The organism is Vibrio phycocola (assembly GCF_053850235.1).
The window spans coordinates 142,254-166,188 of record NZ_JBSQDJ010000005.1 but is presented as its reverse complement, the minus strand read 5'-3'; the positions used below and the strand labels follow the sequence as shown (position 1 = coordinate 166,188).

At 41.2% G+C, this 23,935-nt stretch carries 24 protein-coding genes; 5 read left to right on the top strand and 19 right to left on the bottom strand.

Annotated elements, in window-relative coordinates; all coding sequences use genetic code 11:
- Window positions 1-59: 59 nt before the first annotated feature.
- Window positions 60-1,262 (bottom strand): MalY/PatB family protein, encoded by a 1,203-nt coding sequence (locus ACWU4D_RS08355; RefSeq protein ID WP_456050947.1) that lies wholly within the window; start codon window positions 1,260-1,262, stop codon window positions 60-62.
- 688 nt (window positions 1,263-1,950) lie between these two features.
- On the opposite strand from ACWU4D_RS08355, the gene ACWU4D_RS08350 reads away from it, so the two are divergent.
- Window positions 1,951-3,408, top strand: a complete 1,458-nt coding sequence (locus tag ACWU4D_RS08350; protein ID WP_456050946.1) for a sodium-dependent transporter — start codon at window positions 1,951-1,953, stop codon at window positions 3,406-3,408.
- Between the two features lie 2 nt (window positions 3,409-3,410).
- Window positions 3,411-3,506, top strand: a complete 96-nt coding sequence (locus ACWU4D_RS08345; RefSeq protein WP_456050945.1) for a MetS family NSS transporter small subunit — start codon at window positions 3,411-3,413, stop codon at window positions 3,504-3,506.
- Window positions 3,507-4,221: 715 nt separating this feature from the next.
- On the opposite strand, the gene ACWU4D_RS08340 is transcribed toward ACWU4D_RS08345, so the two are convergent.
- The 7 genes from ACWU4D_RS08340 to ptsG form a co-directional block, all read right to left on the bottom strand.
- On the bottom strand, window positions 4,222-4,371 hold the full coding sequence (locus tag ACWU4D_RS08340; protein WP_456050944.1) for a PIN domain-containing protein: 150 nt from the start codon (window positions 4,369-4,371) through the stop codon (window positions 4,222-4,224).
- Window positions 4,355-4,759 carry a DUF4279 domain-containing protein gene (locus ACWU4D_RS08335; RefSeq protein WP_456050943.1) on the bottom strand — a complete coding sequence of 135 codons (405 nt, stop codon included), beginning with the start codon at window positions 4,757-4,759 and terminating at the stop codon, window positions 4,355-4,357. The genes ACWU4D_RS08340 and ACWU4D_RS08335 overlap by 17 nt, the downstream gene beginning before the upstream one ends.
- A gap of 17 nt (window positions 4,760-4,776) precedes the next feature.
- Complete coding sequence (locus ACWU4D_RS08330; protein ID WP_456050942.1) at window positions 4,777-5,439, bottom strand: RHS repeat domain-containing protein; 663 nt, start codon at window positions 5,437-5,439, stop codon at window positions 4,777-4,779.
- A 1,052-nt stretch (window positions 5,440-6,491) separates the two neighbouring features.
- Complete coding sequence (locus ACWU4D_RS08325) at window positions 6,492-6,932, bottom strand: hypothetical protein (RefSeq protein WP_456050941.1); 441 nt, start codon at window positions 6,930-6,932, stop codon at window positions 6,492-6,494.
- Complete coding sequence (locus tag ACWU4D_RS08320) at window positions 6,901-7,230, bottom strand: RHS repeat domain-containing protein (protein WP_456050940.1); 330 nt, start codon at window positions 7,228-7,230, stop codon at window positions 6,901-6,903. Before ACWU4D_RS08320 ends, ACWU4D_RS08325 begins: the two co-directional genes overlap by 32 nt.
- Before the next feature lie 1,292 nt (window positions 7,231-8,522).
- Complete coding sequence (locus ACWU4D_RS08315) at window positions 8,523-8,651, bottom strand: RHS repeat-associated core domain-containing protein (RefSeq protein ID WP_456050939.1); 129 nt, start codon at window positions 8,649-8,651, stop codon at window positions 8,523-8,525.
- A gap of 167 nt (window positions 8,652-8,818) precedes the next feature.
- Window positions 8,819-10,213 carry a PTS glucose transporter subunit IIBC gene (ptsG, locus tag ACWU4D_RS08310; RefSeq protein WP_456051067.1) on the bottom strand — a complete coding sequence of 465 codons (1,395 nt, stop codon included), beginning with the start codon at window positions 10,211-10,213 and terminating at the stop codon, window positions 8,819-8,821.
- 355 nt (window positions 10,214-10,568) lie between these two features.
- Here ptsG and ACWU4D_RS08305 point away from each other — a divergent pair, with 355 nt between their 5' ends.
- From ACWU4D_RS08305 to ACWU4D_RS08295, 3 genes are read left to right on the top strand one after another with little or no spacing between them, the layout of a single operon-like run.
- Complete coding sequence (locus ACWU4D_RS08305) at window positions 10,569-11,291, top strand: response regulator (RefSeq protein ID WP_456050938.1); 723 nt, start codon at window positions 10,569-10,571, stop codon at window positions 11,289-11,291.
- Window positions 11,281-12,762, top strand: a complete 1,482-nt coding sequence (locus tag ACWU4D_RS08300) for an ATP-binding protein (protein ID WP_456050937.1) — start codon at window positions 11,281-11,283, stop codon at window positions 12,760-12,762. Before ACWU4D_RS08305 ends, ACWU4D_RS08300 begins: the two co-directional genes overlap by 11 nt.
- Before the next feature lie 31 nt (window positions 12,763-12,793).
- Window positions 12,794-14,038, top strand: a complete 1,245-nt coding sequence (locus ACWU4D_RS08295) for an ABC transporter substrate-binding protein (protein WP_456050936.1) — start codon at window positions 12,794-12,796, stop codon at window positions 14,036-14,038.
- 50 nt (window positions 14,039-14,088) lie between these two features.
- Here the strand turns inward: ACWU4D_RS08295 and ACWU4D_RS08290 are convergent, their stop codons facing one another.
- From ACWU4D_RS08290 to plsX, 11 genes are all read right to left on the bottom strand, one after another.
- Window positions 14,089-14,865: a TatD family hydrolase gene (locus ACWU4D_RS08290; RefSeq protein ID WP_456050935.1), complete on the bottom strand. Its 777-nt coding sequence runs from the start codon at window positions 14,863-14,865 to the stop codon at window positions 14,089-14,091.
- A 2-nt stretch (window positions 14,866-14,867) separates the two neighbouring features.
- On the bottom strand, window positions 14,868-15,815 hold the full coding sequence (gene holB, locus ACWU4D_RS08285) for a DNA polymerase III subunit delta' (RefSeq protein WP_456050934.1): 948 nt from the start codon (window positions 15,813-15,815) through the stop codon (window positions 14,868-14,870).
- 8 nt (window positions 15,816-15,823) lie between these two features.
- Window positions 15,824-16,453, bottom strand: coding sequence for a dTMP kinase (tmk, locus tag ACWU4D_RS08280; RefSeq protein ID WP_456050933.1), 630 nt, complete (start codon window positions 16,451-16,453; stop codon window positions 15,824-15,826).
- The gene (gene mltG, locus ACWU4D_RS08275; RefSeq protein WP_456050932.1) at window positions 16,450-17,466 is read right to left on the bottom strand and encodes an endolytic transglycosylase MltG; all 1,017 of its coding nucleotides are present in this window, start codon (window positions 17,464-17,466) and stop codon (window positions 16,450-16,452) included. The genes tmk and mltG overlap by 4 nt, the downstream gene beginning before the upstream one ends.
- Window positions 17,459-18,271 carry an aminodeoxychorismate lyase gene (gene pabC, locus ACWU4D_RS08270; protein ID WP_456050931.1) on the bottom strand — a complete coding sequence of 271 codons (813 nt, stop codon included), beginning with the start codon at window positions 18,269-18,271 and terminating at the stop codon, window positions 17,459-17,461. Before pabC ends, mltG begins: the two co-directional genes overlap by 8 nt.
- 79 nt (window positions 18,272-18,350) lie before the next feature.
- A complete protein-coding gene (gene fabF, locus ACWU4D_RS08265) occupies window positions 18,351-19,595 on the bottom strand; it encodes a beta-ketoacyl-ACP synthase II (protein WP_456050930.1) in 1,245 nt (414 codons plus the stop codon).
- A gap of 93 nt (window positions 19,596-19,688) precedes the next feature.
- On the bottom strand, window positions 19,689-19,922 hold the full coding sequence (gene acpP / locus ACWU4D_RS08260; protein ID WP_456050929.1) for an acyl carrier protein: 234 nt from the start codon (window positions 19,920-19,922) through the stop codon (window positions 19,689-19,691).
- A 228-nt stretch (window positions 19,923-20,150) separates the two neighbouring features.
- Window positions 20,151-20,885 (bottom strand): 3-oxoacyl-ACP reductase FabG, encoded by a 735-nt coding sequence (fabG, locus tag ACWU4D_RS08255; protein WP_456051066.1) that lies wholly within the window; start codon window positions 20,883-20,885, stop codon window positions 20,151-20,153.
- 40 nt (window positions 20,886-20,925) lie between these two features.
- Entirely contained in the window at window positions 20,926-21,852 is a 927-nt protein-coding gene (gene fabD / locus ACWU4D_RS08250; protein ID WP_456050928.1) for an ACP S-malonyltransferase, read from the bottom strand.
- Between the two features lie 74 nt (window positions 21,853-21,926).
- On the bottom strand, window positions 21,927-22,880 hold the full coding sequence (locus tag ACWU4D_RS08245; RefSeq protein WP_456050927.1) for a beta-ketoacyl-ACP synthase III: 954 nt from the start codon (window positions 22,878-22,880) through the stop codon (window positions 21,927-21,929).
- A gap of 5 nt (window positions 22,881-22,885) precedes the next feature.
- Window positions 22,886-23,935, bottom strand: a complete 1,050-nt coding sequence (gene plsX, locus ACWU4D_RS08240; RefSeq protein ID WP_456050926.1) for a phosphate acyltransferase PlsX — start codon at window positions 23,933-23,935, stop codon at window positions 22,886-22,888.

Below are 23,935 nucleotides of genomic sequence, written 5' to 3'. Positions count from 1 at the left end.
GGAAACAAAGCCCCTATCTTGATAACGCTTGATTGCTTTTGAGTTGCGAGGATTTCAGCTTAACTGACTTGCTTTTGTACCGCTTGGCATATTCGAGCAATACCTTCCATTACAGTGTGTTTGGAATGCGCTAAATTCACTCGAATAAACCCATTATTCTCCGAGACAAACATCTCCCCGCCTTCAACAATCATCCCCGCTTCCTCAATAAAGAACTGAGTCAGATTCTGATCACTATCAAAATAGTTCGACAAGTCGATCCAAGCTAAGTAGGTCGCCTCTGGAATAGAAAACTGAGCAAGAGGCAACTGTTTCTCTAACTCAGTTTTAACGTAATCGAAGTTAGCGTCTAGATAGTGAGTAAGTTGCTCTAACCAAGCGCCACCAGAAGTATAAGCAGCCTCAGCGCCACTTAAACTCAGTGGATTCAACATATCGATATGATCGTCGAGCCATACCGTTCGCATCGCTTCATTTGGAATAATGATATTCGACATCATTAGTCCCGCGAGGTTGAACGTCTTACTTGGTGCCATACAAGTGATGATCTGATCCGAGTTTGGGTAAAGCCTAGCGAGCGGAGTATAACAGGTATAATTTCGTGTAAGATCACAGTGGATATCATCAGATAAAATTAATACATTATATTCAAAGCAGATCTCAGCAAACTGTTTTAATTCATCCTCTGACCAAGCTCTACCTGTCGGGTTGTGAGGATTGCAGAGAATACAAAGAGTCACCTTACTGTCAGCACATTTCTCTCTAAGATCATCGAAATCAAATGTATAATACCCATCAGTATTAATAAGATCAGACGTGACATATTCACGATTATGGTGTTGTGCAGCGTGTTGGAAAAAACCATAAGACGGCGTGGTAAAGAGAACTTTCTCATCCGGCTTAGTAAATAACCTCACCAAATCAAAAAGTGCAGGTACCACACCATGCAATGTAACAATATGCTGTTGATTAATTTCCCAGTTATAACGACCTTTTACCCATTGAATAAACGCTTGAAAATAAGCGTCATCAAATAATTTGGTATACCCGAGAATGCCATGTTCAAGTCGTTGTTTAATCGCATCCAGAATCTCTGGAGCCACAGAGAAATTCATATCTGCCACCCACATCGGGATTAAATTATCGATGTCAATTTCAGCAGAAAGCTCTGTGGAATCACCAAACAAATATTTACGATATCCATCATTATTTAGAGCATTGGTGCCCTTTCTATCAATCACTTTATCAAAGTTATATTTCATCCTGCTCACTCAATGATTATTTAAGGTTTATCACCTAATTATGAACTTAGGCGACTATAGCATATGGAAAATTCCAAAAGAATAAATATGACCTACCCCTAAGTTTTTAATTTTTTTCCATGGTAAGAACTTCTCTATATCACGCTATCAGACTTGTCTTTTATGGGCATAACGGCGTTAAATTGTGCAAGGTACCAACATTTATCCCTTATCACTCTCAATCGCCAAGTACGACTCAAATTCATACATAACTTCTCTACTACCGTTTTTAAGTTAAAAATGCCAACCAAACTTTTTAAGCTAGAGTATTTCACTAAATCATGCTCATCTCATTAATCACACACTCAAGGTACTAGATCGCTAGTATATTTAACCATCGCAACAAGAACACACAATCACTTTAACCTTAATGTACAAATTGTATAACATTTAACACTATTAAATTGACAATGAGTCGATTTACTCTCTATTGCCTTTATATCGATAAAACTATAATCTCACGCCCAAGTATCGCAGCACGGACTTCAAACCAGTGCATATAAAAAGATACAAACACACACCTGCGGTTGAAAAAATCAAATAACTCATCATCTCTTCTGAAGAAAAATCGATGTTTCATCATCGAAATTTCCTAGTTGAGTTTCAATCGAAATAAAGGTGTAACGAACGAATTTTATAGGAGTACAAGATGAAACGAGAACAATGGGGATCGCGTGCCGGCTTTATTTTAGCTGCCGTAGGTTCCGCAGTAGGATTGGGAAACATATGGCGCTTCCCATATATGGCATATGAAAATGGCGGCGGCGCGTTTTTTATTCCTTATCTTTTTGCCATGATCACCGCTGGTATTCCATTTATGATCCTCGAATTCAGCATGGGTCAAAAATATCGCGGGTCTGCCCCTAAAACATTAGCGAAAATTCACGCTAAGTTTGAATGGCTTGGTTGGTTCCAAGTTGGTGTCGCAGCCACAATCGCCGTGTATTACGTCGCAGTTATTGGCTGGGCAATTTCTTATCTTGGGATGTCATTTGACCAAGGTTGGGGAGAAGACACCAATGGCTTCTTCTTTGGTGACTATTTAGGTCTTGGTGACAATTCACCAACGAATCTAGGTGGCATTCAGTGGAAAATCGCCCTTGCTATGACCATTGCGTGGGCAATTACCTATGCTGCCATCGCGCGTGGTGTGAAAGCGGGAATTGAACTTGCCTCAAAAATATTAATGCCAGTTCTCTTTCTCATGGTGCTCTTTTTAATCGCACGAATGATTATGCTTCCTGGTGCTCTTGACGGTGTGAACTATATGTTCAAACCTGATTTCAGCAAAATCTGGGACGTAAAAGTATGGGCTGCAGCTTATGGACAAATCTTCTTTACGTTAAGTATTGGCTTCTCCATCATGCTCGCGTATTCAAGCTACCTTCCTGAAAAATCCGATATTACCAATAATGCCTTTATGACGGTATTGATTAACTGTGGATTCTCAATTCTTGCCGGTATCATGATTTTCTCTGTATTGGGTTACATGGCCATGGAGCAAGCGAAACCTATCACTGAGGTGGTTTCGGCTGGTGTTGGTTTAGCATTTGTTACCCTACCTGCAGCGATCAACTTACTTCCTGCACCTTACATCTTGGGCCCATTACTGTTTTTGGCTCTTGTTGTTGCTGGTCTTAGCTCGCAAATTTCTATCCTAGAAGCCGTGACCTCTGCAGTCATGGACAAAATGGAATGGAGCCGTACTAAAGCTGCGAACATTGTATTGGGAACGGGCTTTGTTATATCGATGGCATTTGCAACCAATGGCGGCTTATTGCTACTCGACTTAGTCGATCATTTCGCAAACAACGTTGGCATTATGGCAGGTTGTTTCATTGAAATTGTAATGATGACGTGGTTGTTTAAGATTTCTAACGTACGCGAATACGTCAACAAGATTTCCGATTTCTCGATCGGTGTGTGGTTTGATCTATGTCTGCGTTTTATCACTCCTGCAATTTTGGCCATTATTTTGGTCACAAAACTCAATCACATACTCACCGAGGGCTATGGTGGCTACGACTTAACATTAGGTTGGGTATTAATGGCTGGTATTTTAGTGTTCTCTATCGCAATCAATGTTATGAGTAAAAAGGAAAAATAATCATGGAAGCAAGTGCAATTTTTATGATGGTACTCGGTCTAGGCATCACTTGGGGTGGCGCTGCCATCTGTATGAAGCGAGCAATGGACAAGCAGTAATTGATATTTAAACTGTGAAATAGAAAAGCCGGACTTTAAACTGCCCTTCAATAGTTGGATCTAATTATTGAGGGGCATTTCATTTCAGGCTGATTATTGAGGTAAATATAATAAAGTATGATCATTTCATGATTATTAGAGAATAGTATCTATGCACGAGAAAATCGTAAATATCACTTTTACTCCTCGACACAAATGGATGGCCCAGTTACATTTATTCTCGATATTATTATCGCCTAGCTTAAGCAGATCAAACATTCTTGGCGAGTATTTATTTTAAGCTTCAATCTCACAAAAATTATCATTCTATTTTGATTATATTTTTCTTTTGCAAGAGATTAAATATAGGCCACCCAACAATACCAAGTATTATAAAATCCAAGATAGAAACCATATTGAGAAATGAAATAAATACAGCACTTAAAGGGGCATCATTTATGACATAGAAACTATATAAGTCTAAAATTGTAGTCCAAATTCCAGTTAATGTTCCTAATACTATACATATAGACATGTAAATCTTAAATCTAACCATTATCTATTTCCTAAATAACGCCAACTGTTTTCGGCAAGCCTACCATTTTCTATACGTGAGTATTCAACTAACTGATGTTGATCATTGTATGAAAAACACTCTTCAATGATACCGGCAATTGCAGTGCAATATAACTATCCTTTTCCAGACCATACTATAAAGGGTGGCATTATTTTCCCTCTACTGAACCCAATCTTCATAAGTTAAGCCATTAACACGGCTAAACTCTCTCACGTTGTTTGTTACCAGAGTACAGCCTGTTGCAATAGCGTGTCCTGCAATCGCAGCATCGTTATTGCCTATGCTCGATTTCCTATGGATAAATATCAAACGAAAGAGTGATATTTAACTTAGCAAGTTGTTGTATAAGAGTGGAATCAAATACATCACCAGAATTTCCATTTATAAACCATCCAATAAAGTATTCTACGTCCCCACCCGTTGAAACAATCTCATCAAAAAATTCGGCATTACTTTTCAAATGCTTGTTCGCTTTAAGTAAAAACTCGGGAAGTCGCTCATCATCTTCATGTGGTAATCTGAAAGTGCAATAAGTTTCATCATAGATCCCATCAAGTTTTGCTCCCGTTGGAGTTCGTCTTTCCTTTCCTGCACACCACATTCGACTTGGAGTTAGACCTAGCTCTTCACAAATCCGTTCTGGTTCTATATACGGATGCCTAACCCTAAGTGAAACTTTATATCGATACGAATTCATTATTATCCTCATCTGCCTTACGGTAAATATATTTCAAGTGGACCATGGTTTATATTATCTATTGGCTTTGTTCCAGCAGGGCAATTCTTTGGTCTTGATTCTTTCGATTTCTTACCTTTTCTCGGAGAGCGTTTATTAAATTGACAAGCTCCTGTGTTTGCACAAAATCCAGCTTGATTTTTAAAGCTATTGTTACTACTTCTACCACTATTAGAGTGTGAAGGTAAAGCAGGTGGGATTATTCGCAGTAGTGTACCAAATCGCCCATCCGGATCCACATACCCCATTGGATCGCCATTTACATAAGCATAGAGGTTAATTCCGCCCTCTTCTTGAAGTGGGTCACGGTTGAGCCAACGGCCTAGATGAGGAACGTAGAAACGATAACCAAAGTAAACCAACCCGGAGGCAAAGTTACTGCGCTTGGTGGAAAAACCAAACGGTTGCAGTGAGAATTCATCACCACTGGCCGTGCCGTAAAGTGAAAATTGATGGCTTTCTACTTTTTGACCACTTTGATTATAGACCGCATTCACATGACCAAGGTGGTTGGTCACGTAGGTGTATTTATCGCTCCCTGAGCTGCGCAGCAGTAAACCACCCACACCGCCGGGCATGTCTAAACGCCAACTGTTTTCGGCAACCACCGCCTCAGAGCCATCGAGCTCTTGCAGCGACAACCCTAAACGGACAAACTTCTTCTCAGCGGCAAGCTCTCCATTTTCTAAACGTGAGTATTCAACTAACTGATGTTGATAATTGTAATAAAAACTCCGACCAAACTTAGCACGAGATTAAAGAGCAATCAGACTTTATTGTAACTGATAAAACGTTATTCTCTTCCAACAAATTGTGAGCGGATAATATAGTTTGATCATTTTTGATGTGTATAGACCAAAGAAGTGAAAATAAATACTGATCTATTGTTTTATCTCTGTTAACGGTGAAATAGGCTGAGTTATAATTTCACTCAAAACAGCTAAGCCGCATAATTCATGTGATGGTTTTGTAAAAACCCTAGCTCTCAATATACTGAATAGACACTGACTTGATAGAAAATGGACTGCTATAGTCATTACATTTTTCTTCAAGTGTTTCTAACTCCGAATAAAGAAATTGCACACACCAGATCTTGCATAATTCAATAACAATTCTATTTATAACAAGCCCTAACCGCCGGTGAAGCCAAAATAAAAAGTGTTACTAAGAAAATAATCACCATAAATATGTAGCCTAATACTCCCATTTCATTTTCAAAATAAACATCAACAAAATAATATAGTATAAAAAATGTACTCTGATACACTCCCAGATATATACCAATTAAGAAGGCTGTCATGAAAAGCACATTAACGATACCATATAGTTCCCCAAAGTTAGATTGACATATCGATACTACAGATAAAAACACAAACAAAGGCAATATATCGCACTTCCTAACTCGTCCAAATACATCTCTAAAGCTATTAAAGGAAAACATTTATGGTCACCAATGAAGCAATAAAACTAATGACTGATAAATAAAATACATATCGTAAATGTCTCAAATAAACTAAATATTTATTTAGATATTTTAACTCTATGTCATTTGAGAAAATTATTCTATGGATGTGTCCTTCTTTTCCATTCCAATCAATAACCCAATAGGACAAAATCTTCGGTATAATAATACCGATTAATAGCATACAAAAAGCAGATACTACGAATATTAAATCTATATACTTTATCATTACTATAACTTCCCAACTTGACGAAAACCAATCCCCATTCCTATACCAACCCCGCGACCAAAGAGGTTTCTCCCCAAAGTTACGTCTGGTGGATTTAGCTTTTTTCCAACCGAATCGAAAGCTAGAGTAGGTCCATAACCATCAATGTCATAACCACCATGTCCATATGTCCCAAAGCCAGTATTTGAACATGGGGTAGGCGCTGGTCCTTGACCATCAGGATCCCAACCCAACCCGCCTCCGAATCCAACCCCTAAGCCGATATCGTAGGACCATTGGCCTTTATCATTATATCCAATTTTTACATACCCTCCTATACCAGTTATAGGATGATAACCTTCAACACTAAAGGTATCACGTCCATCCGGATCCATATACCCCATTGGGTCGCCATTCACATAAGCATAGAGGTTAATTCCGCCTTCTTCCTGATTGTGGATCACGATTAAGCCAACGGCCTAAATGGGGAACGTAGAAACGATAACCAAAGTAAACCAACCCAGAGGCAAAGTCACTGCGCTTGGTGGAAAAACCGAACGGTTTCAGTGAAAATTCATCACTACTGGCCGTGCCGTAAAGTGAAAATTGATGGCTTTCTACTTTTTGACCACTTTGATTATAGACCGCATTCACATGGCCAAGGTGGTTGGTGACGTAGGTGTATTTTTCGTTCCCTGAGCTGCGCAGCAATAAACCACCCACTCCGCCGGGCATGTCTAAACGCCAACTATTTTCAGACACAACCACCTCAGAGCCATCGAGCTCTTGCAGCTCTAATAACCCTAAACGGACAAATTTCTTCTCAGCGGCAAGCTCACCATTTTCTAAACGTGAGTATTCGACTAACTGATGTTGATAATTGTATGAAAAAACCTCCCACTAAACTTAGCAAGAGGTTAAAAACAATCAGACTTTATTATAACTGATCAAACTTTCACTACTAGAAACCTGTTTTCCATGAAGGCTTATTATAATCTGTAATACTCTCGCACCGTAGATTTAAAAAATAGATACCATATCAAACCCAACACAAAAGTTATATCAAAAATTATTAATGAAATATTCAATGGAAAAGAATACTTAACTACCGTAGTACTTGTTGAAAGTAATATATACAGGTGACGAGAATAGCGATACTTAAGTAAAATGAGAATCCCACAAATAGGTAACATAACTCCACTTAACAAGTACCATAATAATTTTCCATTCTCTACAGTCGTCTGCATTATTTCGTTGGCATTAGCATTTATAGAATGTTCAGGGAATAAAGCAGGGTATACAAACACAATACAAGCTAAAGAATGTAATACTATTAATTTTAATACTAAAGGCATACAGATAAATGGCCTAACAATTACGTTGAGTACACTTTTCAACCAGACTCCTGCTACTATCCATTTTTCTAATATAAATTCACTTAATATCATCATATAGTTTTCTGCGTTTTCAATTACGTTTAAAATATTACCACTCGTTTAAATTTTTATTTTTTTAAAGATAATCCACAGAAAAACAACTTAGGTTTTCTACAAAAAATCTTATTCTCTGTAAAAGTTTCTTCTTTCCTAGAGCTCTAAATATCATATTCTAACCCTATTGAAACTACCGTAATAAAAATAAAAAATGATGTGAATAATGTGTACCTAACCAGTCTTTGTACTTTAACTCCTGTTTCTGTTAACAGTTCTTTTCCACCAAATACAATTAGAAAGCTGTTCCAATGATAAGAAGCCTGCGTATTTTTCTTCTTGAAGGAGCAAATTATAATTACGCCTAATGTGAGGCATAGACCAAAAATTGTAAAAGAACTAAGTACTATAATCACGTACAAATCGCGTAATGTCATATTAAAAAACCCACCTAAAAAACAATCCCAATAGTGACTCTACCATGCCCCAGTTCTTTAGAAATTAATTCTCTGAGTATCCACATTTTCCATTATCAGCAAAATCAGATCCAAAACCAAATCGAGTGCCTATCCCCCCACAAATATGCATCCAACGATAAACCTGTAAAAGGATTATAACCAACCGTTACCCCGGATCCATATACCCCATTGGATCGCCATTCACATAAGCATAGAGGTTAATCCCACTCTCTTCCTGAAGTGGGTCGCGGTTGAGCCAAGGGCCAAAATGGGGGAACGTAGAAATAATAACCAAGGTATCTTCTATGAGAATTGGGAACTATTCACGAATATCGATAGTGTTTGTAACGTTTTAAGATCGGTGGGATAAATCGGCTTGCTTGTGTCTGACATAAAAATACCTCCTGATGTATTTTGCATACATTAGGAGGTCATATTTTTTATAAGATTAGAAAGACTGAATTAAGCCAGTTTTTCCATCTGTCCTTTGATAATTTCGGAGTGAGTACCGAATACCGCTTGGAAGTTATCCCCTTTAGCAAAGACACCCGCAGCACCTAACGCTTTAAGTTTATCTGTATCAACTTTTTCACCGTCGTTAACAGTAACGCGTAGACGGGTAATACATGCATCCAAATCTTTGATGTTTGCTTTACCGCCAAATGCCGTTGTAATGTTTAGAGCCAGTTCATCGCTGCTTGAATCTACTTCTACTTTAGACTCAGATTCATCTTCACGACCTGGCGTTTTCAAGTCGAACATTTTGATCAAAGCAGTGAATACGAAGAAATAGATAACCGCGTATATCAAGCCAATAACCGGTAGCATCCAACCGTTTGTAGAGTTACCAAATAGTAATGTGAAATCGAACAAACCATGGCTGAATGTCGTGCCATGTTTAATACCCAGCATAATCATTACTACAAATGCAGAACCTGCTAGCAGCGCATGCACAACATAAAGTAACGGTGCCACAAACAAGAACGCAAATTCGATTGGTTCGGTAATTCCTGTTAAGAATGAAGTCAACGCCGCAGAACCCAAGATAGAAGCGACAACTTTTTGCTTATCACTCTTCGCAGTGACATACATAGCAAGACATGCTGCAGGAAGGCCAAACATCTTGAACATATAACCACCAGCTAAGTTACCCGCGGTTGGGTCACCTGCAAGATAACGAGGGATTTCACCGGTAACAACTTCACCAGCTGCAGTCGTGAATGAACCCACTTCATAGAAGAATGGTGCATTCCAAATATGGTGTAAACCAAACGGAATTAATGAACGCTCAACAATACCGTAAATACCGAATGCCACTTCTGGAGACTGGTAAGCCGCCCAATGTGAGAATGCCGCAATTCCAGCACCAATCGGTTGCCAAACGATAGCAAGAATCGCAGCAACCACACACGCAGCCAGCGATGTAATGATAGGAACAAAACGTTTACCACCAAAGAATCCTAGATAGGTAGGAAGCTTAATGGTGTGATAGCGGTTAAACAGCTCAGCTGCAACCAAGCCCATGATAACCCCACCAAACACCCCAGTGTCCGTACCTTCGGCAACAACGCCCAATACGCGGCTCATAGTTAAGTAACCAAGAGCAGCGGCTAAGGCAGCAACACCATCATTTTTTGTGAAGCCTAAAGCAACACCAATGGCAAACAATAAGGCCATGTTAGCAAATACACCCAGACCAGCCTCAGTCATAATTTGCGCAACAATTTCCGGTAGGAATTTGGCGACTTCAGAGTTACCACCGATACCCAGAAGGATACCAGCTGCGGGCATACATGCGACAGGAAGCATTAAACTGCGCCCCATTTTCTGCATCGTACTAAAAATGTTCATAATTATCTCCGTTAATTCTTAACTCTATTGATATATTAATCAATAGAAAATTAAATACAGAACTCTTCGCTCATGTTGAAATAAACACAATTGAGAATATCTTTTTTACTTAGTTATTATTTAAAAGTGTGTCTTTAAAATTTACTTGGTTATTAGCATTGAGGGCTATCAATTTGGCTCTCGTTTACTGCTGCAGGTATCATACTGTGGTGAGAAAAGGCTTTTAGAGTACTCCATCACGCCGAACGTAACATAACGTAACATAGCGCAATAGACGTGCAATACCATGGTAAACTAGCGTTAGAACTCAGGAAATTTACAAAATGAGTTAAATGGTGAGTACGATTAATGTGGGGTAACCATGATTGTGAATAAACGCATTCTTGTCGTAGACGATGATCAAGAGATTCGTGAACTACTGGATGAGTATCTGACCAAAGCAGGTTATACCGTATCGCTCGCATCTGAAGGTGAAGAGATGAAAAAAAGGCTTATCGAAGACGGTGAGCCAGATTTAATATTACTCGATATCATGATGCCCGGTGACGACGGCTTTACACTTTGCCAGTACATTCGTCGTGAATCCAATGTGCCGATTATGATGCTCACGGCTGTGTCCGATGAAACTGACCAAATTGTAGGGTTAGAAATTGGTGCCGATGATTACGTCGCAAAACCCTTTAGCCCCAGACAGCTTACAGCGCGAATCAAAGCGTTACTCAGACGAACTCAAGTAGTTGAAACACCAACCCAAAAACCACAAGTCTATTTCTTTTCCCATTTTAAACTTAATGCGAAAATTCACGCCTTGATCGATCTCGATACAGGAGACGAGTCAGAATTATCAGGAAAAGATCTGACGCTTTTAATGCTGTTTCTAGATAACCCAAATCAGATATTAGACCGAGATACGATTTCCCAAAGCATGAAAGGCCGAGATGCGCTCCCAACAGAACGGGGGATTGATGTGCAATTAAGCCGACTTCGCCATCGACTCGGCGACAATGGGAAAAATCCGAAACTGATTAAAACCATGCGTGGAGATGGCTATATTCTTGCGACGGATGTCACCTATGCAAACTGATATTCATCAACAAAAGAAAACGATACGCTCTCGGTTAGAACCACTTGTTCCACGCTCTCTCGTATCTAGAATGCTCTGGCTTACATTACTCTCTGTCTTTATTGCTCAATTAATCGCGACAACGATCTGGTATACCCAATCTAAGCAAAAAGAGATGGAAGGTTTAAGGTCGACCGCGACCAGTATTGCCAACAACTTCGCCTCCACTGCCAACTTTTTTCAGTCACTACCACATGAATATCGCCATATTATTCTCGATCAATTAAGAACCATGGGTGGGACTCGATTTTTTGTCTCTTTCAATACCGAAGAAATTTTAATTAATTCTATTGAAACCAATGAGATGCGAGAAAGTGTAATACAGGTTTTTCGGGAAGTATTAACGGATAAATCTCCTGGATATGACAATATAATGATCCATTTTTCTGATCCAGATAACCTTCACGTACTAAGTAACGATCTGTTACTTTCTGATCTGCCTAAATCATGGGCACATTACACTTTGAGTCTTAAGCCACTTAAACCACCGATTTTAGTGGTTCAAATTGAACTCGCCCCAGAACAATGGCTTTACATTGCCGCACTCCTGCCATCTCCCTACTCGATGTTAGACGATACGATCATTTCAACCGAACAGCTGTTTTTTATCGGTTTTATCACTGCTCTTTTGCTGATATTTACCTATCTTATGGTGCGCATGCAAATTCGGCCACTGAGGAAACTGGCGAGCGCAGCAGACTCGCTAAGTATGGATATCGATCAAGATATTCTCCCAGAAGAAGGCGCTTCCGAGTTGGTTACCGCCACAAGAGCGTTTAATCGAATGCAACTAAGGCTTCAGTGTTACATCACTGATAGAGAGAAGCTTTTTAGTGCTATCTCTCATGATCTTAAAACGCCGATTACTAGACTACGTATCCGATCAGAACTAATTGAAGATGAGCAACGTGGCGTCAAATTCAGTAAAGATTTAGACGAATTAGAGATAATGGTTAAAGGTGCTCTCCAAGCGGTTAGAGATACCGACATTCATGAAAATATTGAATTCGTCAATATAATGAAAGTACTGCAAGGTATCGCTGAACAATACAATGAAAATAGCCAGCGTGTTTATATTCACCCTGCAGTACTGTTTCCCGTATCTTGCAAACCACTCGCGATAAAGCGATGCCTATCTAACCTGATTAACAACGGAGTAAAATATGGCAATCAGGTTACGATTTCCTTCAAAGACTCCCCAGATACACTGGAAATCGTAATTTGCGATGAAGGCCCTGGAATACCAGAAGATATGATGGCGGAAGTCTTTAAACCCTATGTTCGTATTGCCACTGACAAAGAGGGGCATGGCCTTGGAATGGGTATATCAAAAAGCATCGTTCGTGCTCATGGTGGTGAGTTAACAATCAGAAATCGAGATAAAGTCGGCTTACAAGTTAGAGTTAGTTTGCCAAGAACCTCGGCCAATTAAAATGAATCCGATCCAAATAACAGGTCACACTATGATCCAAAAGATAGTCCCGCTACTCAGCGTTATTGTATTTAGCCATTCAGCTCATGCTTCTGAGTTGGAAGTATTGCATTGGTGGACATCGAGCGGTGAAGCGCAATCAGCACAATTGCTTAAAGAAAGTGTAGAAACTAAAGGACATCATTGGAAAGACTTCGCGATAGCCGGCGGTGGTGGTAAGAGTGCAATGTTGGTGCTTAAGGCTCGAGCGGTTTCAGGCAATCCTCCGAGCGCCGCTCAAATAAAAGGCCACGATATTCAAGAGTGGGCTCAGTTGGGGTTTCTCGCCGAATTGGATAGTGTTGCAACAGCAGGCAATTGGAATCAAATTTTACCGCCAGTTGTCGCAGATACCATGAAATATAAAGGCCATTACGTCGCAGCACCAATCAACATCCACCGCTCTAATTGGCTATGGGTTAATTCTAAAATACTGCAAGAAGTTGGCGTCGACGTACCTGTGACATTAGATGAGTTCTTTAGCGTAGCAGATAAGATCAAAGCCGCTGGCTACATTCCTCTCGCACATGGTGGGCAAGCTTGGCAAGACGCAACTCTGTTTGAGACTGTCGCCCTCGCCATTTTAGGAGCCGATGAATACAAACAGGCGTTCGTTGCACTCAACAACGACACTTTATCGAGTGACAATATGGTTGATGTATTGCGCCAATTTAAAAAGATGCGTCAGTACATTGATTCTGGCTCCGCAAGTAGACAATGGAATGAAGCAACAGAAATGGTCATCGAAGGTACTGCAGCAATGCAGATCATGGGAGACTGGGCCAAAGGCGAATTTACCGCGGCTGGAAAGCGACCAAACGTAGACTACCGTTGCGTCCCTTCTCCTGGAACAGCAGGTATGTTTAGCTACAATATTGATAGTTTCGTTTTCTTTAAATCAGCCTCAGCAGAGTCTAAGCCGGCGCAGTTTGATCTGGCGAGCAGTATGCTATCTAAAGACTTCCAGAAAGCATTTAACCTAGCCAAGGGATCACTTCCAACTCGGAACGACCTACCAGTGGATGATTTCGACCAATGTGCCCAGTTATCCCACGCAGCGTTTGTTAATGCTTCACAACACCAAGGCTTGCTTCCAAGTTTATCTCAAGGAATGTCGAGTACGAGTTATGTTCAGGATGCCATTAACGAAGTGGTTTCGGATTACTTCAATGATGATGACGAATCGGCTGAATCGGCTGCACAGCGACTTGCTAGAGTAATTAAAGCGGCGAAATAAATTCTCCGCTCTTTATATATCCATTGAATTGTTATCACTAGAAGGAGGAGTTAAGCACTACCTTTGAGAAACAATGATTCGAAATTATGTGTGGTCGTCTGTGCAATTTCAGAGAGAGACATCTCTTTCAGTTGTGCAATATAGCTTGCTACTTCAATCACATAAGCGGGCTGGTTCTCTTTGCCACGATGAGGGACTGGCGCAAGGTAAGGTGAATCAGTCTCGATAAGTAATCGATCTAATGGCAGTTGCTTCACCACCTCTTTCAGCTCTGTTGCCTGACGAAACGTTACAATACCGGAAATTGAAATATAAAAACCGAGCTCCATCGCGGCTTGAGCAAAGGCTAAATCTTCAGTAAAACAGTGAATCACACCACCACACTTTTCAGCACCACCTTCGCGTAATATATGTAACGTATCTTCGCGTGCATTACGCGTGTGGATGATGAGGGGTTTATCGAGCGCATTCGCCACTTCAACATGCTGGGCAAACCTTAATTGCTGCTTTTCTGCTGTCTCCGGTTGATAGTGATAATCTAATCCCGTTTCACCAATCGCAACCACTTTCTCGTGACGTGCATACTGATAAAAAGTATCGAGGTCAAATTCGCTTTCAACATCTAAAGGGTGCACACCACAAGACGCATGAACTTGAGAAAAGGGTTCGATCATTTCCAACATTTTCGGAAATGCCGCTAAAGTCACACCAACAGACAATAATTGACTCACATTCACATCTGCAGCTTTTTTAACAACATCGGCCACATCTAAATGAAGATCTTCATAATTCAATTTATCTAAATGACAATGAGAATCGACGAACATAGTTATCCTTTAAATTCTAGAAGCCAGTTAATCACCAGCAATTCGGTATTGAGTCCAGTAAACTTCTGAGTTTTTTGTAACAGCAAAGTGAGGGATTGAGTTTGTTGGTAGAGTATCGGGTACGTGCATAGCTGACTAACGTTAGCGCTATGCGGTATTGCATCCATCTGCTCGACGGAAAAATGATACTTTTGCGCATCGGTCAGTAAGTACCAAAGCCAAGTTAAATGTACATCACTCTCCTTCGCAATCATCTTGCCTAAATCGAGAACTTCACTATCTGGTTGTGTGAGAAATTGAAGAAATTGAGTCACCAATATTTCAAAGGCCTTATCTTGTTTCTCCACCATAAAGTCAACTACAGACAGCGGTGCATAGCCGTTTAACTTAACAATGTAAGGCGGGATCGGCGACTCAGTTTGCGTTGATGCCCAGAATGCGACCTGCTCTTGATTCGGTTCTGGAATTGCGATTTGCTGACAGCGACTGACGATTGTTGGGAGCAATTGCGATAAACTGTGCGTCAGTAAGATAAAGCAGCAATTATTGGCAGGCTCTTCAAGTGTTTTGAGTAACGCATTCGCTGCAGATTCATTCATTAAATGGGCAGATGTGATAGCAATCACTCGATAACCACCTAATTGTGATGATTCTTGAGCCAGACGATTCACTCGACGAATTTGCTCAACATTAATGGATTTCGCCCCATTTTCAGGCCCAACTTGATGAAAATCCGGATGGTTGTCTGCAGCAAAGAGGTCGCAATCGTGACAATAACCACATGGCCGATGCTCGCTCCGACATAAGACACTAGCAGCCATTTGTTTTACAAACGCTTTCATCCCCATCCCAGGTTTTGCAACAAGCAAAGTGGCAGAAGGAACCTTGCGACTCTCTATAGATTGAGCCCATAATTCATAGCTTGTCTCTAACCAAGGATATAATGACATAAGCTATCCTATAGACTCGTATACCAATTGGTTAAAGCAGCAGCAATATCTCTCTGCACGGCTTCAATATTTTGGTCTGCATTAACAATCACGATGGATTCATCAGCATTTGCCAAAGCTAAGTAGCGATCACGAGTCCGTTGGAAAAAACTCAAATCCATTTTTTCTATACGATCGAGTTCACCACGACCTCGAGCTCGTTCCAATCCTACTTTAGGGTCAATATCGAGATACAAGGTAAAATCGGGTTTGAACTCGCCTAACGTAACTTGTTTCAATTGGGTCAATGTATCTGAACTTATCTCCCGACCACCACCCTGGTATGCCTGTGAAGAAAGGTCATGACGATCGCCAACTACCCATTTCCGATTCTCTAATGCTGGTTTGATAACATTCTCAACCAACTGAACTCGAGCTGCATACATCAACAATAATTCAGTTGTATCTTGCAGTTCTTCGTTGTCGTGATCTTGCTTAACCAACTCTCGGAGCTTTTCAGCAAGCCCGGTACCACCAGGTTCACGAGTCTGGACTAGCTCCTCAACACCAAATTGGTGAAGCGTACTTACAATAGTTTGGATCGCAGTACTCTTCCCTGCCCCTTCTAACCCTTCGATGACGACAAACTTTGCGTTCATTTATTTGCTCTTAATTGTTTTAGGTAAGCCCGAACCGCTTTGTTATGCTGAGAAAGTGATTTTGAAAACACATGTCCCCCTTTCCCACTAGCAACAAAATAGTAATAGCGTGTTGATGAAGGGTTTAAAGCGGCACTAATCGAATCTGCGCCAACCATGGCGATAGGAGTCGGCGGCAATCCTGATATAACATACGTGTTGTAAGGTGTCGGTTTGGTTAAATCGCGTTTACGAATATTTCCGTCATACTCATCACCCATACCGTAAATAACCGTTGGGTCAGTTTGGAGGCGCATGCCACGATTTAAACGATTAATAAAGACCGATGCAATGTCGGGACGCTCTTGAGGAAGTGACGTCTCTTTTTCAATAATAGAGGCCAAAGTCAACGCTTCGTAATCATTCGTTAACGGAAGTTTTTCATCACGACCTTGCCAAGCTGTATCCAAGACCTGACGAAGGTTAGAATGTGCTCGCTTTAACACATCTAAATCACTCATTCCTTTGGTATAGTGATAAGTTTCCGCAAGGAATAACCCTTCGAGTTTACTCTTTTCTATTCCAAGTTGTTGTGCAATTTTTTCTTCTGGTAGCGAGTCGATAGTTTGAACCAAATGAGGAGCATTGTTTAAAATTTCGCGCCATTCATCAAATCGGCTACCTTCAACAAAAGTAATGGCAAATTGATGCTCTTTTCCTTTAATAAAATGATTCAACACCTGCTCTAACGTGCTGTTTTCAACAATCTGAAACGTACCAGCCTTGATAGAGACTAAATCTGGACGCAAACGATGAAGGTAAGGCATAAAGAACGTTGGGGTGATCCAATCTTTCTTCACAAAATCATTGAGTAATCGGTTAAGCGAAGTCCCACTTTCGATAGTAACAAACTCTTGCCCTTCAATTTTTAATGGCTGCTCAACAAACTGCGAAACCTGTTTCAGTGTGTATTGATAGCCAGCAAATACGGCTATTAACGCAATCAAAATAACTATAATTAACTTTTTAAACACTCAATACTCGCTTTTGTAATTCACTGGTAAGTTCATTCGACGCCATAGGTACATCACCGATGGCTTTTATTGGTGCCATACCTAATAAACTATTTGTCATAAAAATTGAATCAGCCGACATCAGATCACTTAGTTTATAACAACTAACTTCAACTGTCGTGCCCATCGCTTTCGCATGTTCAATAACCACTCGTCTCATTACGCCAGCCACGCCAGCTTGATGTAAATCCGGCGTACACAATACATCTTGTTTAAACCAAAATAGATTTGCTATTGTGGTTTCAATGACATGATCATTTAAATCCAGTACGACACCATCGACAAAACCATTAGCTTCCAATTCTTGTTTTAGCAAAATTTGCTCAAGGCGATTATTGTGCTTAAAACCTGCCAATCGCGGATTTAATCCAAGTCGTTGCTCGCACAAACCCAATGTGATGCCTTTTTGTTGCCATTGATCATAGTGCTGCGGATAGGGAAACGTGTTAATGGTTACCGTTGGTGAATCTAGGCCCAACGCACTATATCCTCTTCCTCCAGTACCACGACTAATATGAATTTTGATCCCACTACGAACGCCCACACAGCTTGATAGTACTTCGTCTAGCCATTTTTCAACATTCGACCAATGAGAGAACGGGATACCAAGCGCATCAAGGCTCTGTTCCAAACGCTGGCGATGATATGGCCAATGCTCAATACAGCCAGAACGGACTGCCATAGTCGTAAAACAGCCATCTCCATATTGAAATGAGCGATCAAAAACAGAAATCTGCTCCTGAATTTCACCATCAATCCATACCATTTTCGTCTTCCCTTAAATAACAAAACGGCTCAATGCTATGCATCAAGCCGTTTAAACTCAAGTCAATAAACCTAATGAATTAGATTTTTTTAAAAATCAATGAACCATTAGTGCCGCCGAAGCCAAAAGAATTACAAATTGCATATTCCATACCTTCCACTTTGCGTGAGGTATGCGGTACAAGATCAATATCCAATCCGTCTTCTGGATTATCCAAATTAATGGTTGGGGGAACGACCTGATCTTGCAATGACTTGATTGTAATAATTGCTTCAACCGAACCAGCAGCACCTAAAAGGTGGCCTGTCATCGACTTAGTTGAAGAAACAAGTACCTGCTTCGAGCCAGCTTCTCCCAGTGCTCTCTTAATGCCTTTCACTTCAGCAACATCACCAGCAGGTGTCGAAGTTCCATGGGCATTAACATAACCCACTTGCTCGCCAGAGATGCCGGCATCACGCATTGCCGCTTCCATGGCCAAAGCACCACCAGAACCATCTTCGCTTGGAGACGTCATATGATAGGCATCACCCGACATACCAAAGCCAACTAATTCTGCATAAATTTTTGCACCGCGAGCTTTTGCGTGTTCGTACTCTTCAAGCACAATCACACCAGCTCCATCACCAAGAACAAAGCCATCACGGTCTTTATCCCATGGGCGAGATGCTTTCTGCGGTTCATCATTACGTGTAGACAACGCTTTTGCCGCACCGAAACCAGCCATGCCAAGTGGTGTTGACGCTTTTTCTGAACCACCAGCAACCATTGCATCAGCATCACCGTAAGCGATCATACGCGCCGCGTGACCAATATTATGCAACCCTGTAGTACAAGCGGTTGAAATCGCTATATTAGGACCTCTCAGGCCTCGTATGATTGATACATGACCTGAAACCATATTGACAATGGTAGACGGAACAAAGAATGGGCTCACTTTACGTGGACCTTTTTCTACTAAAGCTTGGTGACCTTTTTCGATTAACTCGATACCACCAATGCCAGATCCTACTGCAACGCCCACTCGAGGAGCATTGTCAGCATTTACTTCAAGACCTGAGTCATCTAGAGCTTGAATGCTTGCTGCTACGCCATATTGGATAAAAAGATCCATTTTGCGAGCATCTTTTTTTGACATGTACTCTTCGCAGTTAAAGTCTTTAACCATACCTGCAAAACGAGTTGAAAAATTTGTCGCATCAAAGTGTTCGATATTCTCGATACCACTTTGACCTGCTATAAGGGCTTTCCAAGAGGATTCTACGGTATTGCCAACTGGTGTTAACATACCCATGCCTGTGACAACTACACGACGCTTGGACACAATAATATTCTCCGGAGCTGAAAATATAAGAAGAGGTTATTAGATGAAGAGATAAAACTCAGGCGGCCAAGAGGCCGCCTGGAGAGATATAGATTACTGAGCGCTGTTTACGTAGTCGATCGCTGCTTGAACAGTCGTGATCTTCTCAGCTTCTTCATCTGGAATTTCAGTGTCAAATTCTTCTTCAAGAGCCATAACTAGCTCAACAGTGTCTAGAGAATCAGCACCTAGATCTTCAACAAAAGAAGATTCATTTTTAACTTCTGCTTCGTCAACACCTAGTTGTTCAACAATGATTTTCTTTACGCGTTCTTCTATGTTGCTCATTTTTTCTTTTCCTTTACAGATTTCGCTCATATGCGATGATTCCGTAGTTTATTAGAACTAGGGAAAGTTGCAAGAGGGTCATCGCTGGTCAAACCACAAATTTTAACGAATTTAACCGAAATTCAGACCGTTTTTGACATATATCATGCACAAATACTGCGCACTCAGTAGATAGTCAATAAATCAAGCTAAATTAAACTAACTTAGCCTCTTTATTCAGGACTACTACTATACCATATACATACCACCATTCACGTGAAGAGTTTCACCTGTGATGTAACCTGCTTCTGAAGACGCCAAAAATGCGACAGCAGAAGCAATTTCACGAGGATCGCCCAAGCGAGCTGCTGGTACTTGAGCCAACGTAACAGCACGTTGGTCATCAGTCAGTGCTTTAGTCATATCGGTTTCGATAAAACCTGGAGCCACTGTATTCACTGTCACGCCACGAGAAGCCACTTCACGCGCCATTGACTTGGTGAAACCTATTACGCCTGCTTTTGCAGCGGCGTAGTTTGCTTGTCCTGCATTACCCATTGTACCCACAACTGAGCCAACATTAATAACACGACCAGCACGTTTTTTCATCATGCCACGTAAAACGGCTTTTGATAAACGGAAAATTGACGTTAAGTTGGTGTCCATAATGTCCAACCACTCTTCTTCTTTCATCCGCATAATCAAATTATCACGCGTAATCCCAGCATTATTAACAAGAATATCGATTGCGCCAAACTCGGCGGTAATCGCTTTTAATGTCGTTTCTACCGATTCAGCCTCAGTAACATTAAGCGCAAACCCTTTACCGTTTTGGCCTAAGTACTCACTGATCGCTGCAGCACCATTTTCACTAGTTGCTGTACCGATAACCGTCGCGCCACGTTCTACAAGCGTTTCAGCAATAGCACGGCCGATACCACGACTTGCACCAGTAACCAGTGCAATTTTACCTTCTAGACTCATGAATTGACTCATGTCTGATTTCCTTTAATTACTTAGCGGCTTAAAGTTTAGCTGCGTCGAGCGATTTAATATCATTAACCGCTGCAGCACTAAGTGTCTTCACGATTCGCTTAGTCAGCCCTGTTAATACTTTCCCTGGACCAACTTCTAATAATTTTTCTACACCAAGTTCGTTGATTTTAACAACAGATTCTGTCCAACGTACTGGGCTATATAACTGTCTAACTAAAGCAGATTTAATTTTTTCTGGATCCGTTTCCATTGCAACATCAACATTATTAACGACCGGATATTGTGGTGCACTAAATTCCAACGCTTTTAACGCTTCAGCAAGTTTGTCTGCCGCTGGCTTCATTAATGCGCAATGCGACGGTACAGAGACAGGAAGAGGTAGAGCTCGCTTCGCCCCAGCTTCTTTACAAAGAACACCCGCACGTTCAACTGCCGCTTTTTCACCCGCAATAACAACTTGGCCTGGTGAATTGAAGTTGACTGGAGACACCACATCACCTTGGGCAGCATCTTCACATGCTTTTGCAACCGACGCATCATCTAAACCTATGATTGCAAACATGGAACCAACGCCCGCTGGCACAGCTTCTTGCATTAACTGTCCACGTAATTCAACCAATTTAATCGCTGCTTGAAAATCAATAACGCCTGCGCATACCAAGGCAGAATATTCTCCCAAACTATGACCAGCCAGCACTTCAGGCTGAGTTAATTCGAGTGATTGCCAAACACGCCAAATAGCAACAGAAGAAGCTAAAAGAGCAGGTTGAGTACGGAATGTTTCGTTTAAATTTTCCGCCGGCCCATCTTGAACCAATGCCCATAAATCGTACCCAAGGGCTTGAGATGCTTCGTTGAACGTCTCTTTGACAACATCGTATTGTTCACCGAGTTCCGCAAGCATACCAACAGTTTGAGAACCTTGACCGGGAAATACAATAGCAAACTTGCTCATGTAATTGTTTCCTTTTGCAAACTAACAAGATTTGAAATGCATCAGCACTCCAAAAGCTAAATAATATTTATCAATTAAAATTTGACGAGCGCGGAGCCCCATGTGAAGCCACCGCCAAAAGCCTCTAGCAACAAAGTATGACCTCGTTGAATACGACCATCTCTCACTGCAACGTCCAACGCTGTAGGTACTGATGCAGCGGATGTATTACCATGCTGGTCGAGAGTAATAACAACCTGCTCTATTGGTAACGATAGCTTTTTCGCTGTAGCGGTAATAATGCGATAATTTGCTTGATGAGGAACCAACCAATCCAACTCGGATTTATCCATTTTATTCGCCGCTAAAGTATCTTTAACTAAACGGGATAGCTGGGTTACTGCAACTTTAAAGACTTCATTACCCGCCATGTATAACCATTTGTCATCACTCTCAGTACCATTTTCAGGAATACCTAAACTTAACAAAGGCCCAAATTCACCATCAGAATAAATATGTGTTGAAAGGATACCAGGCTCACTGCTTGCACCAACGACAGCAGCGCCCGCTCCATCACCAAAAATAATAATGGTGGAACGGTCTGTTGGATCACATGTCCGTGAAAGTACATCAGAACCAATAACTAGCACATTTTTACACATCCCCGATTTAATATGTTGGTCGGCAATCGACAAAGCAAACATAAACCCGGAGCATGCAGCAGCCACATCAAATGCGGGACACCCTTTAATGCCTAAAAGACCTTGAACCTGGCATGCGGACGAAGGAAATGCCTTGTCGCTGCTCGTGGTTGCAACAATAATCATATCGATATCATTATTGTCGATACCCGCCATCTCAATTGCCTTTTCAGCAGCACGATGAGCCATTGTTGCAACGGTTTCATCTTCGCCAGCAATTCGTCGTTCTTTAATACCAGTACGAGTAACAATCCACTCATCATTGGTATCGACCATTTTCTCTAAATCGGCGTTAGTACGCACGTGAGAGGGCAGATAACTGCCTGTACCTAAAATTCTACTAAACATGAAGACTAATAACGCCTCTCGAGTAATACCGCTTCTAAGCGATCACTAATACGACTGGGAACCTGTCTGTTGACCTCGTGTACGGCCTCGCTAATTGCGTTCAGTAAGGCTGTAGTATCTGCACTGCCATGACTCTTTACCACAATGCCACGCAATCCTAGCAAACTTGCACCGTTATACTGGTCGGGGTTCAACGTTTTCAGCTCACTAAATAGGTCTGAAAACAACCACCTAGCAAACCAACCTTTTATCGATGAACTAAACATAGCCTGCTTTAGCTTATCGATAAAAAGTTGAGCTGTTCCTTCACATGTCTTCAAACAGACATTACCAACGAATCCATCGCAAACAACAACATCGGCTTCATCGCTCAATATTTGATTACCTTCTATGTTACCAATGAAGTTAATCGAGTCAGTTGTTTTCAACATTTCAGCACAACGCTTGACGACATCATTACCCTTAATTTCTTCTTCACCAATATTAAGTATAGCGACTCGTGGTGGCCTGTCTAAATGCTGTTCCGCCAACGCACTTCCCATTACAGCAAACTGAAATAGAGAATCAGCATCACTAGAAATATTCGCACCGAGATCAAGTAACCAAGTTTTGTTTCCGGCCATCGTAGGTAAAGCTGAAACTAATGCTGGTCGGTCAATTCCCGGTAACAATTTCAAACGAAAACGAGACAATGCCATCAACGCGCCAGTATTACCAGAACTAACACATGCTTGTGCTTCACCTTTAGCCACAAGATCAATGGCTAATGCCATAGACGTTCCTGAAGAATGTCGGAGTGCATATGAGGGCTTAGCTGAATTGGAAATGACGTGCTCACTGGGTTGAATTTGTAACCGTTCGGCTAAAGAAGCACGGGCTGAAGATCCTTCCGCGTAGCCTAACGCCGAAAGTTGTGTGGTAACGTCGGTCTTATCACCAACTAAAATCACTTTTAGTTCTGGGAAATACGACAATGCCTGCACGGCGGCAGGCACTGTTACGCGAGGACCAAAATCCCCGCCCATTACATCAAGTGCAACGGTTAAATGTTGCAA